Raw genomic sequence first — 16,422 nt, 5'->3', positions numbered from 1 at the left:
ACCCTAAAGGGCGCCAGCTACCGGCTACGCAACCGAGGAATCGACACCCTGCCCAGCATCAGAACCCAAGACCCGGCAGACTAGAACCGACAAACCGGTGGCCTCGTTTTCGACCGTCGGAACGGCCTCGTTTTCGAGCGGCGTCGACAGCGGGACGCCCAACGCGGTCGCAGTCCGCGCTCAGGGCACCCGGAGCCGCTCTCGCGATGATGCGCCTCCGGGCCCCGAAAGGGGTCGACAAGGGCTGCGCCCCAGGTCGCCAGGACCGACCGGGGCGCCCGGCAGGCGGCGAAAAGGGCTACCTCGCGTCGCCCCACGCGCGTGCGTCCTCCGCCACGGCGGCGATCAGATCCATGGAAGCACCGGTCACCAAATCGATTGGTTGTAGGCCGACCGTCAGATACCTCCGCCAGCCAGGGTCACCCCTCGCCGATTTCAACATCTGGTGTTCCTTCCTCGTGACGACGCCGGCGTCCGCCAACTGCAGCAGCGCTCTGATGTCAGTATCGGAAGCCAGCAGCCTTAGGACCACTACGGACCGCTCATGGACATGCTCATGGGCGAGCTCCTTGGCGGCGGCGGTGAAACCCAGCTCGCGCTGCAGCTTGAGCGCCGCCGGCGTGCGGAACCGAAGCTTGTACTTCCGTCAAACGCTGCCGCCCTCGGTCCAGAACCAGAGAGCCTCGTTTACCCAATACCGGGTGATGAGACCATCAAGCCGCGCAGGTTGGGTGCATAGTGGCACCACGGAGTAACCGAACGAGCTTCGGGAGCGGGGCGCTGCGGCTGACGATGGGACGCCCGGACCTGGCTTGCCGGGCCGGCGTGTGTGCCCGGATTGGGCAACTCTGCATCACACCCCGAGAGGCTGCGAGGGTGGTGGCGTTGGCTGGGGTCGAGGTGGGCGCTTGGCCGGGGACGATCAGTAACGACACAACCTGTTAGCGCCGGTCAGAGCAATAGCGCAATGGTCTGGACGTCGATGTCGATGCCGCTTGTCGGCGTGTACTCGAACCAGGACGCCATCAGGGACGCACCTGCACCGGCGGAGATGTCGGCGTTGACGCCGTCACCCCCCGGCTGCCCGTCGGCGCCGAGCGAGATCAGGTCGTAGTCGTTCCCGCTGCCGGGCAGGGTGTACACGAAGTCGTTGCCCCAGGCGTCGGTGAACGGCGCTCCTGGGAGGTCTGCCAGCGTGGCGGGATAGTCGCCGTTGGCCTGCTGAGCCGCTTCGAGCTGCTCGATCACCGTCTCCATCGTGGCCCAGGTTTTGCGCTGTTGCGGGTAAAGCAGCGGCCGGGCGTGCCGTTCGGGGTTGGCCGGTGGGATGCCGGCGTAGTTGGTCCGCGCGAACGCCGCGACCTCCTCGGCGATGGTGAGGTACGGGGTTTGCGCGTTCCCCGGATCCCCGGTCTCCAGCAGGGAGGTGAACGCCTCTTCGAAACCGGGCCGGATTGGCACCACCACCCGGGCGTATCCGGCCCGAAGGAAGTCGCGATGCAGCGGGTCCGGGTGGTCGAAGGGGAGCTTCTGCCGGCCGAGCTCGTCCGAACCCCAGAAGTAGGGGTAGAGGAAGTACAGGAGGTTCTCCCACTCGACCGCCTGATGGATGAAGGTGACCCGTTCACCGAAGCCGGAGACGACCTCCCACTCGGCGCGGCTGAGCGGCCCCGGGACCGGGGCGCCGGAGAGGTACTTCTCCTCCCGATCGAGGATGCCTCGGATGATCGCGTCCACCCCGGCCGGCGAGGTCTCGAACTCGGGACCGACCAGCCACAGCAGCACCCCGCGCAGCAGTTCCTCGCGCTCCATCCGCCGCAGGGTGAGCGTGTCCTTGCCCATCAGCTGCCGCCAGAGTGTGTCGCGCCGCCCCTGCAGCGCGCTGTGCTCGGCCTGGTAGCGCGCGAAGGCGGCATCGCGCAGCGTCGCCCACACCCGCTGCTGCCACTGCTCCAGCGTGTGGGTCGACACGTTGGCGCTGGCGACCACGGTCATCTCGATCTCGTACTGACTGGAGCGGATCAGTGACAGTGTGACCTTGGGGCCAGCATCCATCCCCGAACCGGTGAACCGGCCGCTGCCGCCGCCGGCTCCGACGGCCGGCTGGATTTGCATCGTGAACGACGGGTCGTCGAAGGCGATCGACGGCTGCCCGGCGGGCCCCCAGTAGGCGAACCGGCCGTTGACCTTCCCGTTCATCAGGTAACCGTCGGGCGCGACGAACTCGAACTGACCATCGGTGTTCTTGTCCCCCTCGAACCGGCGCTTCTCGCTGAACTCGAGGGACATCGGCGGGGGCGGCTCGACCGCGACCCCCCACTGCTTGGCCAGAGCGGCCCACGTCCCCACCCCCTTGGTGACCGGATTCTGCGGCGTGATCTGGTCGGTCGTCAGCTCGAATCCGAAGGCAGCTGCGATCTTCTCGTCCAGCACCTTGACCTGCTGGTACTGCGCCCACAGCCGGACGCCCGGATTGGGCACCGGGATGTCGAAGGTGAGCCGCAGGCCGTACCGGAACTGGTCGACCTGCCACTTGCGCATCATCCGGAAGTAGTCGACCCGCATGGCCTTGTCGGCGAACGGATTCGTGATCGTCCGGTAAGAGAGGTCCTCGCTACCGTGCACGGTCTCGAGCTTGACCGACACCTTGTGCTCCTGCCGCGCCCGGGCCGATGCTTTCTCGGTGATCTCGCGGCTCTGCTCGGTGCTCTCCTTGACCGACCGCCGGTCGTCCGACGTGGTGTTCACCCCGGTGGAGACGGTCATCGACACCGGGCCGTAGCCGCCGCTGGCGGAGGCATTGAAGTTGAACGCGCTGGAGTGCTTGGTCTCGTTCTCAGCCGACATCGACGCGTCCGTCTTCTCGGACACGCCCTTCTCGCTGTAGGTCTCGAACGAGTCCTGGACGATCTGCTCGTACTCGTCGCGGCTGGTCGCCCACTCCTTGTGCGAGACGGTGACCGTCTCGGTGGGCGTGAGCGGCACGGTGAACACCATCTCTCCGCGCTCGGTCCCGGCCGGTGACATCTCCAGCCGCTCGAGGTGCAGCCGGCCGACCGGGGCGACCAGGGCTCGCTGCGCGAAAGCACCGGCCAGCACGCTGTTGGCAGTGGATCCGGTCCGGCTCCCGGCCTGCGCGGCGAGGGCCAGGAACTTCTCGACCGGGACCGCCGCGAGGCGGCCCGCAAGATCGAGGTTGGACTGCGGAGGGTCCGACGCTATCCGGGCCAGAAGTGCCACCTCATGGTCATCCTGCTCACGCAGAGCCTGGAGGGTCTCCCGGTCGATCACCAACGCGCGCAGGAAGTTGGCCTTGGCGAGGCCCCGAGCGAGGTGCCCGCGCTCGTTCTCCCGGTCCCGTTCGCTGAGCCGGATCTGTTCGTAGCTGGCCTTACGCACGACCCGCTTGCTGTTGTCCTGCTCCATTCCGTCACCCCTCGACGAGTCCTCTAACAACCCCGTCCAGACCGAACCAAGATCGATCTTGCGGATGCTACTCTCTGTTTGGCATATCGAGACGAACGCCCGGGGGCCCGATTGGCCTTTCGCTACGAACGCACCTTCGCGCCGAGCGAGGAGCTGTCCGAGTACGGCTCTAAGCTGCTCGGCCGCGACGTCATCGAGTTGCCGATCTACGCGCACTACCTCTTGACCACGCGCGCCCCCGTAGGCGGTTCGCCCCTGGTTGACTGGCGCGACAGCGGTGTCCAGGCCGACTACATCAAGTTGATGGGCGAGCGGCACGGCGTCGAGGTCGAGGAGAAGATGCGCGCCCTGGCCCAGACCCGCGACGGCGTCCGCGTACCCGACATCTCCACCTACGGCGGTCGGTACCTGCCCCCGCGCATCCTGGCCACCGGGCCAGGCACGGTCGAGGACACCTCGCGCAACGAGTACTACGAAATCAAGCCGGACTCCGAGCAGGGTGAGCAGGACGGCCTGGACAAGCTGGCCGCGATCGCCACCGGTATGCAGAAGTTTGGCCTGCTGGGCACCTATCAGGCCGGCACCAGCTATCCGGTGCGCTCGCCCGTCTACATCCCGCTCGGCTGGAGCGAGGCGTTTGAGTACCTCCGCTTGGTGTTCATGTGGGAGAACAACCTAAAGGAGTGCGAGCTCGACCTGCAGGTTCAGCGGCACGACCACCAGCCCGGTCTGTTGCTCTACGCATTCCGGATCCGGCTCAGCCTGGACACCGAACTCGCACTCGAGAAGCTGCGCTACCTGGTCGCGGGCGTGGCGGTCGCGTTCGCGGCCTGCGCGGCGGCCGGCCTGCTGGAGCTCACCCTCGGGGTGTCGGCGCTGGGTTTGGCCGCCGACGCCGCGGCATGGCTGGCCGCCAAGCTCGCGCCGGCGGCCGCCCCGTTGCCCGGCCACGCCCTGCCGGCCTCTCCCAACGTGCCGACCCGGGTCGAACTGCCGCCCGAACAGCCAGGCCGCCCTCGGGTCAGGGTCGACGTGCCCGACCAGCTGCCCGAGATCGAAGTGGACACCGATGGGGAGGTGGACCCGGAACAGGTGCTCAAGCAGTACCGGGCCGTGGGTGAGGCCTTCTTCGCCCGTGGCTACGCCATGACCAAGAACCGTTACGACCTGTACTGCGACGAGGACTTCTTTCAGAACGTCGTGCTCGACCGCAGCCCCGCCAACCGGTTCATGGCCAGCATGCGGGTGGGGCTACCGCACTCACCGATCATCGTCCTAACGTCGGCCGGGTATCTGTCCATGACGATGCTTCCCTTCGTCGCGGCGAACCGGCTGGTCGACGAGGCCGCGGCTCGCTTCCCAAACATGCCAGGCCTCTCGACGGGTGACCGGATCCCGGAGGCCCTGCGAAAGCTGTGCGGCGAGAACCCCGCACGGCCAGTCTCCGTGGTCACCCAAGCGCTGATCGGAACTGCCCGCCTGAGCGCGTATCTCGATCCCCAACTCGCTGCGAACGCACGACGCCACGCCGAACCGGCGGTGCCGGGCGGGGCCCTGGAACGCGGGCGCATCGCGCTGCCCGCCGGGATCCTCGAACGATGGCGTGGCCGGGACGCCGGGGCCGCGGCCGGGCCGGTCACCGTACCGGGGCTAGTGGCGGCGCTGGCCGGGCAGGGGGCCGGGCCCGGTCCAGTGCGCTACCTCACCGACGCCCTGTCGAATCCCGCTCCGCTGAAGCGGGCCCTGAGTGCCGCGCCGGGGTTCACCGTGACGATGGGCTTCCACGGCCTCTACGCGGCCGCAGCCGGTCCGGTCACCCCCGAGAACCGCTACGGCGAGCTGAAAGGCGTGAATGTGTCCCGGATGTTCGCCCTCCTCGCCAAGCCGGGCAGCGACCGCCCGGGCGACCTGTACGCCAGCCTCGATCCCGCCCGAACCAGTGCCGATCCGCCGCCGGGCGGCCGCCGTTACCGCTACCTAGGCCGGCTCAAGGTCGGAAAACCCTGAAGCAAACGAGGTTCCGGGTCATCTGCCCGGTGTGCTACTCCGTCCTGCAACTGACGGATGAAGGCCGGCGTCGTCGCCCCGAGCCGAAACGCTACGAGGTGGAGAACAAGACGAATGCCGTGACCCAGCAGCCTTCACTGGTAGCCCTTTCTGGGCGGAAGGGGCGCCCTTATCGGGCGGGATGGGCGCCCTAAGCGAGTGTGATGGTCCTCTGTGGCTTCCGTACGGCAAATGCGGTGCGATGTCGCCCGGGCACCTCAGTTCACAGGTCTGCAGTGCAGACCACGTCGGCCGTCAGCGGTTTCTGCCGCACGGTGGGTGGTAGTGCTCGCGCGACCTGCGTGGCGGCTGCTTGGGCTTCCCAAAGGGCGCTTCGAAGGTCCGGAACGTCGCAGATCGTGGCGGTGACCATGCGTCCTGCGAGGGTGGCGGCCAGGCGTCGGGCGTCCGCGTTTGCGTGTCGCGCGTGGACGAAGAGAGCGTTGGAGTCGAGTAAACGGCTGGCCCATGGGGTGACGCTGGGTGTCACACTCGCGAGGACGCTCGCGCCGCGCAGCAGCGATTCGTACGTGGCTTCGGCGTCTAGAGAGGCTTGATGAGCCGGCCCGGTGATGGACGCCAGGCTTGAGTAGAGGTGGCGTGACGCGTCGACGTAGTCATGCGAGGGTGGCGCGCCTGTGGTGGTCTGCGACCATGCCTCGGCCGCACCCTGGAGGGCCAGCGCCGATCGCCGGAGGCGTTCACGAACGTCTATCGTGGCAGACGTCGGCGTCGTGGCACTCAGGACGGCGTCCAGCGCGGCGTAGAGATGCACGCCCTGCCAATTGACGTCTCTGAGTACTTCGACGCTCGGGACGCGAGCACGGAGCTCCCAGCGGACGGCCTGCGCCCACTGGTGGATCGCGAGATCGAGCCCCTCCGCGTCGGTGAGGAGCTCGCGGGCGTGGGCGGGGGCCGCGACGTTCTGCAGCCCACTCAATGGTGCGGCGTTCGGGAGCCGCTGGAGCAGGGGCGACGCGTACCGCGCGATAGTTAGGGGCCGGTCGGCGATGGCAGGGTCGCACATGCTCAGGATTCGGGTTGCGGCAGCGCTGGCAACATCGAGGCACTCCTTCGCGATCGTCGCCGCCGATGCCGCCTGCAGCTCGGGAACGGCGGGGTCCATCCTGTTGAGGACGAGGAGGTCGGTGAGGGCGCCGACTGTGCACGCGAGTCGCGCGAGTGGGTGGTCGTCGTCGCTCGGTGAGGGGTGGATGGGCCCGTTGAGCGTGAGCTCGCTTCGAGGGATGCGGTAGCCGGTGTCCGTGGGGGCTGCGAGCAGTGCGCCGGCCCGGATGCTCTTCCTCGCTGCGGCTTCGCTGATCCCCAGGAACCGCGCGGCCTCGCGTGGCGTGTAGTCGGGTTGGTCGCCTACGGGCTGGAGCGGCTGGGGGTAGTCGCGGAACGCCCTGTGCAGCGCGATGGTGTGGGCGTCGGCGGGTGACCATCCGACGCGTGCGCTCACGAGCTCGTGCAGCAGCCTGTAGATGCTCTGGTCGAACGTTTCCCACTGCTGCAGGGACACTGGCTGACGGGATCGTTGGAGGTCGGCGAGTGTGAGACGGGCTCTCTCGAGCAGGTCAGTGGCGGTCGTCGTCATCGGTGAAGCGCCTTGACGGTGCTGTGCGGCCGCGCATCGAGATCTCGCGCGTTCTCTGCGAGGTCGAGGACGTGGGCGCGCCAGAACGCGAGGTCGCTGGGCGACTCTTCGGCAGTCAGCTGGTCAAGCGCCTCGCCGGCTGACGTCAGGTGGGCGTGCAGGTCCCTCACGGGAACGTTCGCAGTCGGTGGCATGGGGTCGAGGCCCGAGGCGATGAGCCGGATCGTCCCGGCCATGGCTGACCACGGGTCGAGCGGATTCCCCTGAGCGCGGTCCGCGGCGAGGTCGGAGGCCGCTTGCAGCTCGGCGGCGGCGGTCTCGAGGAGTGTCATAAATGGCATGCGGTTCGACGCTCCCGGTTCAGATCAGGGATGGGGTGACAGGGATAAGTGGGGTAGCGCGGGTAGTTGTTGGCGGCCGGCGCATCGCGTCCTCGAGGGCTTTTGCGTAGGCGTCGCGCGGGTTCCAGCCGTGGCGGGTCATCTCTGACGTCGAGTCGCGCAGGAGCTGAGCGCGCTCGGTCGGTGGCAGCTGAGCAGCAAGCGCAGCGATCGTGTCCACGGCATCCCGGATGGGGTCGTCGACGCGATCGAGCAGCAGCTGGATCAGCTGTCGCCCAGGGACGACCGTGCTGGGGACTTCCGGATCGTGCGCGTTGCTGGGGCGAGCGAAGAGGTCGCCCAGTCCGCTCGGGCCTCGGGCGGCCAGCCAGTCGGCAGGATCGGACCCTGACGGGAGTCGGCTGACCAGCACGGGGGCGCGCCGCTCGATGCAGGCGGCGTCGAGCCAACGAGTCGTGCCTTGCTGCCCGGCCGGGTCTCCGTCGAAGGCGATCCTCGGCGGCCTGTGGGTCATCGCCAGAACCTGCTCCACGTGGGTGGGCGACACCGCGACTCCATTCGTGGAGCAGACCGCGACGCGCGACGAGGCCTCGACGGCCGCGGCAGCGGCGGCCACGGCCAGGGCGTCGAGCGCTCCTTCGACGACGAGGACCTGGGCGTCGGGGGAGAGCGGGTGGTGGGTCGGTCGGTAGAGGACCTGGGACTTGTCGAACACGGGCGTGTGCGTCGGGTTGCGGTACTTGGGGGCGGCGGGGTGGCCGCTGATGTCCCGTCCGATGAAGCCGCGGATCTGGTTCCGTTCATTGGTGATCGGGATGATGACTCGGTTGTGGTAGGTGTCGATGAGGCGCCCGCCTCGGGTGCGCATGGACAGGTCCATGCCGAGGAGCTCGTCGTCGTCGACGCCCTGGGAGCGGAGGTGATCGGTCAGGGACGACCAGCCGTGCGTGGCGTGGCCGACGAAGATCTGTCCCCTGAAGGCGCGGGTGAGCGGGTCGAGGTCGATGCCGCGGCGGTGCTGCAGGTAGTGCGTGGCGAAGCCGGCGCCCACGGGCGTGGCGAAGTGTTCCCAGGCCTGCTGGTTGATCTCGAATGCGCGGCTAGAGGGGATGTCGGCCGTGGCCGCCTCGGGGACGGCTCGGAGGTGGGGTCGAGGTCGGACTGCGGACAGCGACCGCTCCCGGTACCGGTCGCCGTCGAGCTCGGCCACGGCTTCGAGGAAGCCCAGGTTGCGGGTGCGGCGGACGAAGTCGATGACGTCGCCGCTGGCGCCGCACCCGAAGCAGTGGAACCGGTCTGGGATGCCGTCCACCGAGAACGATGGCGTCGTGTCGTCGTGGAAGGGGCAGCAGCCGACGTAGCCGTGCCCGCGTTGGTGCAGCTCGATCCCGGCTGCCGCGACCACGTCCGCGAGTGGGTGGCGGGCGCGGATGTCCTCGACGTCGACGGGGCGTCGTTGGACGTTCACAGCTGCGCCGCCTCGACGACGTGGCGGGCGTCCCGGTCGGCGGAGTCGAGCGCGGCGCCGTAGCTGGCGACGAGCTGGGTGAAGGACTCGATGGACATGTGGATGTCGGTGTCCGTGGCGTGCGCGAAGGCGCGGTCGACGGCGGCGCGGGAGGCGCTGGGGGAGAGGACGGCATACTCCTGCCACGTCGGGTCGTAGGCGTACAGCAGGCCGTGGCTGGCCGTGTCGCCGTCGAGCCGCAGCGAGATCCGCTGGTTGCTGCGCGGCCCCCAGCGCATGCCGTAGTCGCGGTCGATGCCGCGGATGATGCGGTGCTGGGAGTCGAACGCCTTCGGCCCGACCCACTCGATGGCCGGCTTCGGGGGTGGCGCCGCAACCCCGTGGGCGTATGCTGCCGCGCGGAGGTCCGTGATCTCGCTGGTGCCGGCGTCGAGTGCGGTCGTGATGCGTTCGGCGATGGCGAACGGGTCGTGCCCGGCGACCGGGGCGAGGAGCTGCCCGATGGTGTGGGCGTAGGCGTTGCGCTGACCGAGGCGGTACCAGTAGTCGATCGGGTCGTGCTCCTCGACGTTACGGCTGGCGTTGCGGGCCAGGGCCAGGAGCTGGTCGACGGTGGTGTCTGACGTGGGCTCGATGGCTGGCGTGGGGTGCGCGTTGGCTGACATGGCGGCCCTCCCGTGCGCGGGGCCCTCCCGCGCGTCTGGAGGGAGGACAGTCCGCGGGGGACACCATGTGTCCGCTCAATCGGACTGCGGCGCAGAGTCTTTCGTCGCGGGCCATGGCGCGATGAGATCGTCGCGGTGGCCGGCGACCGAGCACTGGGTCTTGGCTACGTGCTGGGAGAGGATGATCTGCGCGTCGTGGAGGGCGCGGATGAAGTCCATGGCGGCGGTGGGGGAGGCGGTGTCGGCGTAGTCGGCGCGCTCGTGGTCACGGAGCGCGGAGAGGATCTCCACGAGGGCTCCGTGCTGCGCCCAGCACGGAGGGAGGATGCGTGGCTCGACAGCGAAGCGGCGGACCAGGTGTCGCACCCAGTCGTCGAGCTCCTGCATCCGGTCGCGGGTTTCGTCCTCGGTGAGGGAGGGCCAGTGCACGGGTCCACGGAGCTGGCCGAAGGTCCGCTGGAACGGGTCCTCACCGAAGTCCAGCGCTTCGTCGGTCGTCATGGAGCGGGACTGTGCGGGCGGGTGGGGGTGTCGGCGGCGCGAGCGTCCGGGGCTTGCCGCAGGGCGGCGATGATCGCGGCCGTTGCCGTCCTGCGGTCTGAGCGCCTCCACGTCGGGTGCGCGTCGATGAGGGCGTGCAGCCTCTGGTGGTCCCGACGGCACAGGGGCACCAGGTCCTCGACTGGCTCGATGCCCAGACGCGCGTAGGTGGCGTGGTGCAGGTGCCCGGCTTTCAGGGTCCAGCGTCGACCGCACACGAGGCACGCAGGCTCCACGCCGGCGTCGGTCAGCCAGGCGGCATACCACTGCTTGCGCTTGTCGCTCCACGCGCGGGAGTTGAGGTACGCGTCGTAGGCAGCCCGGCGGGCCCGCCGGGTCCGTCGGGTCCGTCGGGTCCGTCGGGTCCGTCGGGTCCGTCGGGTCCGTCGGGTCCGTCGGGCGGTGGGGTCAGGGACAGCCGAGGCTCGCATCGCGAATCCTCTGCTCGAGGTCCGTGCGCGCGGCAGTGAGGCTCTTGGCATCCTGGCGCTTGGTCCAGGGGCTCATGGTGAGCGCGATGGGTGGCGCCGAGCGCATGAGGAGCACAGCCGACCCGAAAGGCAGGGTCCGCAGCTCGGCCGGCGTCAGGATCGGCACCTCGCTCGTGGAGGTCGAGGTCGAGTGGCGGCCGTCGTGGCCGGTGCTGCGGCTCGTGACGTCCTTGGGTCGGGTGCCGATGAGCTTGGACAGGTCGTCGAGATCGCGTGCGTTGGACCCGCCGCCGAGGATGAGCTTGACGATGGCGGCGTCCCAGATGGCCGACGCCGCGTGCTCGCCCCACACAGATCGGGCTTGCGCCAGGGACTGGAGCACGACGGTCGTGGCGATGCCGGAGCCGCCGCCGTCGGACATGAGCGAGGCGAGCGAGGGGAGTGGGTAGTTCGCGGCCTCGTCGAGGATCATCGACAGGGGTGGGTCGAGGCGTGATCCGGGGGAGCCGGCGGCCTTGCGCCGGGCGACCTCGAGCACGTCCTCGAGGAACGCGGCGACCACACCGGCTGTGGCGGCGGCGCCGGTCGAGGTGCCGAGCAGGTAGACGGTGCCGTTGTTGGCCAGGACGTTTGCTGGGTCGAGCTGCTCGCCCTCGGCGGGGGAGACGGCCTGCAGGACGCGAGGGTCGGCGAGGGCGGCGAAGGCGATCGAGACCATGGCCCAGACGGAGTCGCGCTGCCTGGGGTCGGCGCTGATGATGGAGTCGAGGCCTTGGTGCCACGCCTGCGCCGCCTTTGGGCTCGTGCTGAGGATCATGACCGCTTCGCGGGCATGGACCGCGGACAGCGACCACCGGTAGAGGTCGCTCGCGTCGCAATGGCCAAGCGCAGCGGCGTGGAGAAGTGCGCGCACGGCCTGCTCGGCAGAGGACTGCCAGAAGTTCGCGTCGGTGGTGCCGGACGCCGCGCCTTTGGTGAGCGCCTTGGCGCGGATCATCGCGACATGCGGGTCCTCACAGCCGCGGATGGGTGACCATCGAGCTGTCGAAGGAACCCCGGGTGCGAGGCCTTGCGGATCGAAGACGGCCACTGGGCCAGCAGATTGCCGGGCGCGCAGTGTCGCTGTGATGTTGTCGGGACGGGTGCTCGTCGTCACCACCGCCCCGGGCGCGTCGAGGATGGCCGGGATGACGAGATGCACCCCCTTGCCGGAGCGCGGCGGCCCCAAGACGACGGTGGAGTCCTCGACCGTGGCGAAGCACTTGATGCCGGGCCGTCATCGGTGGCCGACCTCCTGCACCCGAGCCGCATGACGCCGGCCATGCGTTGGCTGACGGAGTCCTCGGCTCTCGACGTGCACCTCAACGGCTTCGCGTACAACCTCGTGGCTGGGAGCTTCGAGTTCCCCGCCCTGCTCGCCGTGCACGACGAGACCTTCTGGCAGCGCTTTGGTGGTGACGTCGAGGCGAACTGGGAGGCCTCTGGGCTGCTGCGCTACTCGAGCGCCGACGCTGACGGACTCGCTGCGCTGCTGCATGACCCGCAATGGACGGATGAGGGGCTTGTCGCATGTGCCCTAGGTTTGAAGCGGCTCGTCCAGCTCAACCCGGAGCGAGTCAGACTGCCGGCCTTTCAGATTGGAGTCTCGTGAGCATCGCTACTGGCAACGCGTTCGATGACGGCCCCGCGCACCGTGGGTGGCTCGTCGGGAACTTCATCGCGCCTCCTGACAGCGTGGCGAACACGAGCGACGTGGAGATCAAGTGGGGCACGCATGCTGCGGGGGAGGAGCGCGCCGACTGGACCACGGGTGAGACCCGCACCTCGATGATGCTGCTGATCTCCGGACGTTTCCTCCAGCGTTTGCCTGACCGTGAGGTCGAGCTGAGCCGCCAAGGCGACTACGTGATGTGGGGCCCTGGCGTCGTGCACGCCTGGCGCGCCATCGAGGACTCGGTGATGTTGACCGTGCGGTGGCCGTCGGTCTGAGCGGCTCGCTTTTCAGGCGGTAGTCGGCGTGTCCGAGGTGTCGACTTGATCGGCACGTCGCAGGTCGCGCCGTAGCGTCGCCTCGTCAGTGCCGAGCAGCAGCGCGGCGCGAGTGACGCCGGACGTATGCACGAGGCTGCGCTGCGCCTCGAGCAACTTGGCATCCGCCGCCGCAAGGCGGTCTCGGGCCCGAGCACAGCCCTTGCCAGCCGTCTCGACCTTCCGCAGCGCCTCGGTCTCTGCGCGCTGAGCCTCAAGAAGGCGCTGTCGTGCTCCCGCGTCCACTGGGTGTCGCATGGGCAATCCTTTCGTTCGCTTCGATGTAGGTGCATGACGGAGCGATTGGGTCACCGTGGGCGCGACACGGTCGGGGTCAGCAGCTTCGCCGGCAGCCACTGCTGCACGACTGCGGCGTCGGCCTCGATGACATAGGTGACGAACGCCCACCACCCGTCGTCGCGACGGGACCACTCGATGACCAGCCCTGGATGGGGTCCCCGCGACGCCTCCGGACCGGTGACCCAGCAGTGCCGGCGAGCTGGCGGCGGCAGCGGGATGGGGTGGTCATGCCCTCGTCCCGACCCACCAGCCATCTGCCCATTATCCCGCACCGTCGAACGTCTGTTCGAACACCCCGGGGCAGACTTCAGGTGATGACGCAAATGGAGAAGCCGACGCCCGCACAGGGGGAGCGAGCGCCGGGTCCACGAGCATAGGGTCCGTAGCGCCGCCGGCAACGAACCGCGCGCAGGCGCCCTCCGGTCCACGATCGGCAACCAAGCACGCGGTCGCCCCACGCTGTCGCCACCTCCAGCGAGCCTTCCATCCTTGATCGGCCCTAGTACCGCCTCGACCAATCGTCTCCCGATGTCGCCGGACGCCGCCGAGGACCCAGTCGCAATCCGGCTCGACCGCGCCTCTTTTCGCTCCACACGTCTGGCACCAAGGTGACGGCGGGAACCGCGGGTGCCCCAGCGTCAGGGTTCGCCAGGGGTGACGATGTCGATTCGCCGGATGACCCTGGGTTCGGGTTTCCGCTACCTGATGGCCTCAGTCGCACGAGGCGACGCGGGCGGCCCGACGGCATCCCCGCTCGCCGGGTACTACAGCGAGCCGGGCACCCCGCGGGGGCGGTTTCTCGGCTCTGGCCTCGCGGGACTCGACGAGGGTCGGGGTGTGGTGGCGGGGGCGACGGTGACCGAGGAGCACCTGTGGCGCATGCTCGGCATGCTCCAAGACCCGCTGACCGGGAGCCCGCTCGGCCGCGCGCCGGGGGCCGAGCGGACGGCATACGTCGACGCCTTGAAGAGGCAGCGACGGGCTCCCAAGACGGTCGCGGCGTTCGACCTCACCTTCAGTGCGCCGAAGTCCGTGTCGGTGGCGTGGGGACTTGCTGACGAGGAGACGCGCCAGCGCCTCTATGCCGCCCATGTTGCTGCCACCGAGTTCGTCATCAGGTATGCCGAGCAGAACGTCTTCGCCACGAGGACGGGGCGCGGGGGAGTCGTGTCAGACGACGTGCGCGGGGTCGTCGCGGCCGCGTTCGACCACTGGGACTCGCGCTCCGGCGACCCGCAGCTGCACACCCACATCGTCGTGCTCAACCGGACCCAAACAGTGTCTGACGGGCAATGGCGCACCCTCGACAGCAAGGCGCTCTTCCGCGCGGCAGTCGGGCTGTCCGAGCTCTACAACGGCGTCCTCGCCGACGTGGTGACGGCGGACCTGGGCTACGCCTGGGAGCCGGAACGACGCCGGCACTCCGCAGTGGAGAAGTGGGAGATTGCCGGCGTCGGGGAGGCTCTGCGCGCCGAGTTCTCGCAGCGCACGACCGAGATCGATGCGGCCAAGGACGTCATGGTCGAGGACTTCGTCGCCGGCCACGGTCGGCAGCCGAGTCCTCGTGAAGTCCTGCAGATGCGTCAGCGCGCGACGTTGGAGACCCGCCCGGACAAGGAGCTGCGGCCGCTCGGACAGCTCGTGGCCGGCTGGCGGAGGCGTGCCGAGTCGTTCGTGGGGGATGAGCCGCAGGCATGGGTCGCGGGCCTGAGCGAGCGCAACGACCTGCCGTTGTTGCGTGCTGGCGATCTGGCTGTGGAGATACTCAAGGACGCGGCTCGGGTGTCGGCGGAGGTGGTCTCGGGGAAGCGGGCGACCTTCACCCGGGCCAACATCTTCGCGGAGGTGCTGCGGCAGATCCATGGAGTTCGCTTCGCGTCGCCACATGACCGGACTGCGGTCGCCGAGCGGATCACGTCGCTCAGCCTGGGCCACGCTGTCCCGCTCACGCCGCCTGAGGTGGGCTACGTTCCGGACGAGCTGAGGCGCCCCGACGGGACGTCCCGCTTCCGCCCGCGGGACTCCGAGATCTTCACGACGCAAGCGTTGCTCGACGCCGAGGAGCGGCTGCTCGCCGCCGGCCGCGCCACCGACGCGCCCGCCGTCGCCGAGCGCGTGGCCGCAGCGATCTGCACCATGAAGCTGCCGGGGCGTGACCATCCATTGTCGGCCGAGCAGGCCTCTGCGGTATGCCGCGTCGTCGCTTCTGGGAGGGTGCTCGACGTGCTTGTTGGCCCCGCCGGCACGGGGAAGTCCACGACCATGGCCGGCGTCCGGGCTGCCTGGGAGGCTCAGTACGGGCCGGGGTCAGTGGTGGGGCTGGCCCCGTCGGCTGCCGCCGCGGAGGTGCTGTCCGAGGCGGTCGGGGTGCCGACCGAGAACACCGCGAAATGGCTCGCCGAGGCCGCGATACAGCCGGAGCGACTTGCTGAGCTCGACGGGCTGAAAGCCGCCCTGGACCGAGCGAGCCCGTCGCTGCGGACCCGCGCCCTGACACGGCGCGCGCTGGAGGTCTCGGCCGAGATCGATCGATGGCGCCTGCGCTCATGGCAGCTCGTGATCGTCGACGAGGCGTCCATGGCCGGCACGTTCGAGCTCGACTCGCTGACCGCATACGCCCACGCCGCAGGCGCGAAGGTGCTCCTCGTGGGGGACTGGGCCCAGCTGTCACCAGTGGCCGCCGGCGGCGCGTTCAAGCTGCTCGCGACCGACCGCACCGACGCTCCCACGCTGCTCGACGTGCGCCGGTTCCGACACGAATGGGAACGCGACGCGTCCCTCAAGATGCGCATCGGAGCGAAGGGCGTCGCAGCAGAATACGCACGGCATGGACGCATCCGCGGCGGCGACCGCGAGTCAATGCTCGACGAGCTCTTCGCCAACTGGACCGAAGACACCCGAGCCGGCCGGCACTCCCTCATGGTCGCCGCCGACACCGCCACCGTGGCCGACCTGAACGCTCGCGCCCGTGCTCACCACGTCGCTGAAGGCTCGGTGGCAGAGGAAGGTGTCACGCTCTCCGACGGCTCGTCGGTTGGGGTCGGGGACCTCGTCGTGACCCGGCAGAACCACCGTGGACTCGGCGAAGCGACAGGCTGGGTGAAGAACGGTGACCAGTGGACCGTCACGGCGGTGGAGCACGATGGTGCGTTGACCGTGCGACGCATCGCAGGCGGGGGAGTGGCGCGGCTGCCGGCCCAATACATCTCTGGGCACGTGGAACTCGGGTACGCCACGACCGCGCACCGCGCACAAGGACGGACCGTGGACACGACCCACGCGTTCGTGACCTCGACGACGATGCGCGAGCCGCTCTACGTCATGGCCACCCGAGGCAGGGAGAGCAACATGCTCTACGTCGACACCATGTATGACCCCGACGTGACAACGTCGCACGACGAGGCGGTTACGACCAACCCGACGGCGGTGCTAGATGTACTGACCCGACAGGTTGGTTAAGCGGGTGATGGGTGGCTTGTTCCCGCAGGCGGTGTGGGGTCGGTGGTGGTTGTACTCGTGGAGCCATGCTGGCAGGGCCGCCCGTCGCTCGTCCTCTGAGGTGTAGCAGTGGGCGTAT

Annotated in this window: 14 protein-coding genes; 4 read left to right on the top strand and 10 right to left on the bottom strand. The window is 69.0% G+C overall.

The features are described 5' to 3' along the window. Positions 1-951: 951 nt before the first annotated feature. The gene (locus AB4Z14_RS21550) at positions 952-3,426 is read right to left on the bottom strand and encodes a type II secretion system protein GspG (protein ID WP_442277024.1); all 2,475 of its coding nucleotides are present in this window, start codon (positions 3,424-3,426) and stop codon (positions 952-954) included. 111 nt (positions 3,427-3,537) lie between these two features. On the opposite strand from AB4Z14_RS21550, the gene AB4Z14_RS21545 reads away from it, so the two are divergent. After that, positions 3,538-5,433 (top strand): hypothetical protein, encoded by a 1,896-nt coding sequence (locus tag AB4Z14_RS21545; protein ID WP_442277023.1) that lies wholly within the window; start codon positions 3,538-3,540, stop codon positions 5,431-5,433. Between the two features lie 262 nt (positions 5,434-5,695). On the opposite strand, the gene AB4Z14_RS21540 is transcribed toward AB4Z14_RS21545, so the two are convergent. From AB4Z14_RS21540 to AB4Z14_RS21515, 6 genes are all read right to left on the bottom strand, one after another. Beyond that, the gene (locus AB4Z14_RS21540) at positions 5,696-7,072 is read right to left on the bottom strand and encodes a helix-turn-helix domain-containing protein (protein WP_442277022.1); all 1,377 of its coding nucleotides are present in this window, start codon (positions 7,070-7,072) and stop codon (positions 5,696-5,698) included. After that, entirely contained in the window at positions 7,069-7,413 is a 345-nt protein-coding gene (locus AB4Z14_RS21535; protein ID WP_442277021.1) for a hypothetical protein, read from the bottom strand. The genes AB4Z14_RS21540 and AB4Z14_RS21535 overlap by 4 nt, the downstream gene beginning before the upstream one ends. A 19-nt stretch (positions 7,414-7,432) precedes the next feature. Next, positions 7,433-8,881 carry a CHC2 zinc finger domain-containing protein gene (locus AB4Z14_RS21530; protein WP_442277020.1) on the bottom strand — a complete coding sequence of 483 codons (1,449 nt, stop codon included), beginning with the start codon at positions 8,879-8,881 and terminating at the stop codon, positions 7,433-7,435. Next, entirely contained in the window at positions 8,878-9,546 is a 669-nt protein-coding gene (locus AB4Z14_RS21525; RefSeq protein ID WP_442277019.1) for a hypothetical protein, read from the bottom strand. Before AB4Z14_RS21525 ends, AB4Z14_RS21530 begins: the two co-directional genes overlap by 4 nt. 75 nt (positions 9,547-9,621) lie before the next feature. Next, positions 9,622-10,047 carry a hypothetical protein gene (locus AB4Z14_RS21520; RefSeq protein ID WP_442277018.1) on the bottom strand — a complete coding sequence of 142 codons (426 nt, stop codon included), beginning with the start codon at positions 10,045-10,047 and terminating at the stop codon, positions 9,622-9,624. Positions 10,048-10,494: 447 nt separating this feature from the next. Further along, positions 10,495-11,718: a type IV secretory system conjugative DNA transfer family protein gene (locus AB4Z14_RS21515; protein WP_442277017.1), complete on the bottom strand. Its 1,224-nt coding sequence runs from the start codon at positions 11,716-11,718 to the stop codon at positions 10,495-10,497. Between AB4Z14_RS21515 and AB4Z14_RS21510 the strand changes: the two genes are divergently transcribed. Then, a complete protein-coding gene (locus AB4Z14_RS21510; protein WP_442277016.1) occupies positions 11,713-12,168 on the top strand; it encodes a hypothetical protein in 456 nt (151 codons plus the stop codon). The genes AB4Z14_RS21515 and AB4Z14_RS21510 overlap by 6 nt on opposite strands. Further along, positions 12,165-12,506, top strand: coding sequence for a signal peptidase I (locus AB4Z14_RS21505; RefSeq protein ID WP_442277015.1), 342 nt, complete (start codon positions 12,165-12,167; stop codon positions 12,504-12,506). Before AB4Z14_RS21510 ends, AB4Z14_RS21505 begins: the two co-directional genes overlap by 4 nt. A 12-nt stretch (positions 12,507-12,518) precedes the next feature. Here the strand turns inward: AB4Z14_RS21505 and AB4Z14_RS21500 are convergent, their stop codons facing one another. Together AB4Z14_RS21500 and AB4Z14_RS21495 are read right to left on the bottom strand one after the other, a co-directional pair. Further along, a complete protein-coding gene (locus tag AB4Z14_RS21500) occupies positions 12,519-12,803 on the bottom strand; it encodes a hypothetical protein (protein WP_157611098.1) in 285 nt (94 codons plus the stop codon). A gap of 50 nt (positions 12,804-12,853) precedes the next feature. Then, positions 12,854-13,099 (bottom strand): hypothetical protein, encoded by a 246-nt coding sequence (locus tag AB4Z14_RS21495; RefSeq protein ID WP_442277014.1) that lies wholly within the window; start codon positions 13,097-13,099, stop codon positions 12,854-12,856. Between the two features lie 406 nt (positions 13,100-13,505). Here AB4Z14_RS21495 and mobF point away from each other — a divergent pair, with 406 nt between their 5' ends. Continuing rightward, positions 13,506-16,304 (top strand): MobF family relaxase, encoded by a 2,799-nt coding sequence (mobF, locus tag AB4Z14_RS21490; RefSeq protein ID WP_442277013.1) that lies wholly within the window; start codon positions 13,506-13,508, stop codon positions 16,302-16,304. Here mobF and AB4Z14_RS21485 read toward each other — a convergent pair. Next, positions 16,275-16,422: integrase core domain-containing protein (locus AB4Z14_RS21485; protein ID WP_442277025.1), on the bottom strand; the 148-nt coding region annotated here is incomplete at its 5' end. The genes mobF and AB4Z14_RS21485 overlap by 30 nt on opposite strands.

Source organism: Terrabacter sp. 2TAF16 (assembly GCF_052115065.1).
Taxonomy (GTDB): domain Bacteria; phylum Actinomycetota; class Actinomycetes; order Actinomycetales; family Dermatophilaceae; genus Terrabacter.
The sequence above is the reverse complement of the archived record's forward strand: the minus strand, read 5'-3'. Positions and strand labels throughout refer to the sequence as shown.

Bases quoted from the DNA above. Each gene is read 5' to 3' on its own strand.
- AB4Z14_RS21550 (WP_442277024.1), bottom strand. From the start codon at position 3,426: ATGGAGCAGGACAACAGCAAGCGGGTCGTGCGTAAGGCCAGCTACGAA.
- AB4Z14_RS21540 (WP_442277022.1), bottom strand. From the start codon at position 7,072: ATGACGACGACCGCCACTGACCTGCTCGAGAGAGCCCGTCTCACACTC.
- AB4Z14_RS21535 (WP_442277021.1), bottom strand. From the start codon at position 7,413: ATGCCATTTATGACACTCCTCGAGACCGCCGCCGCCGAGCTGCAAGCG.
- AB4Z14_RS21525 (WP_442277019.1), bottom strand. From the start codon at position 9,546: ATGTCAGCCAACGCGCACCCCACGCCAGCCATCGAGCCCACGTCAGAC.
- AB4Z14_RS21520 (WP_442277018.1), bottom strand. From the start codon at position 10,047: ATGACGACCGACGAAGCGCTGGACTTCGGTGAGGACCCGTTCCAGCGG.
- AB4Z14_RS21510 (WP_442277016.1), top strand. From the start codon at position 11,713: ATGCACCCCCTTGCCGGAGCGCGGCGGCCCCAAGACGACGGTGGAGTC.
- AB4Z14_RS21500 (WP_157611098.1), bottom strand. From the start codon at position 12,803: ATGCGACACCCAGTGGACGCGGGAGCACGACAGCGCCTTCTTGAGGCT.
- AB4Z14_RS21495 (WP_442277014.1), bottom strand. From the start codon at position 13,099: ATGGCTGGTGGGTCGGGACGAGGGCATGACCACCCCATCCCGCTGCCG.
- mobF (WP_442277013.1), top strand. From the start codon at position 13,506: ATGTCGATTCGCCGGATGACCCTGGGTTCGGGTTTCCGCTACCTGATG.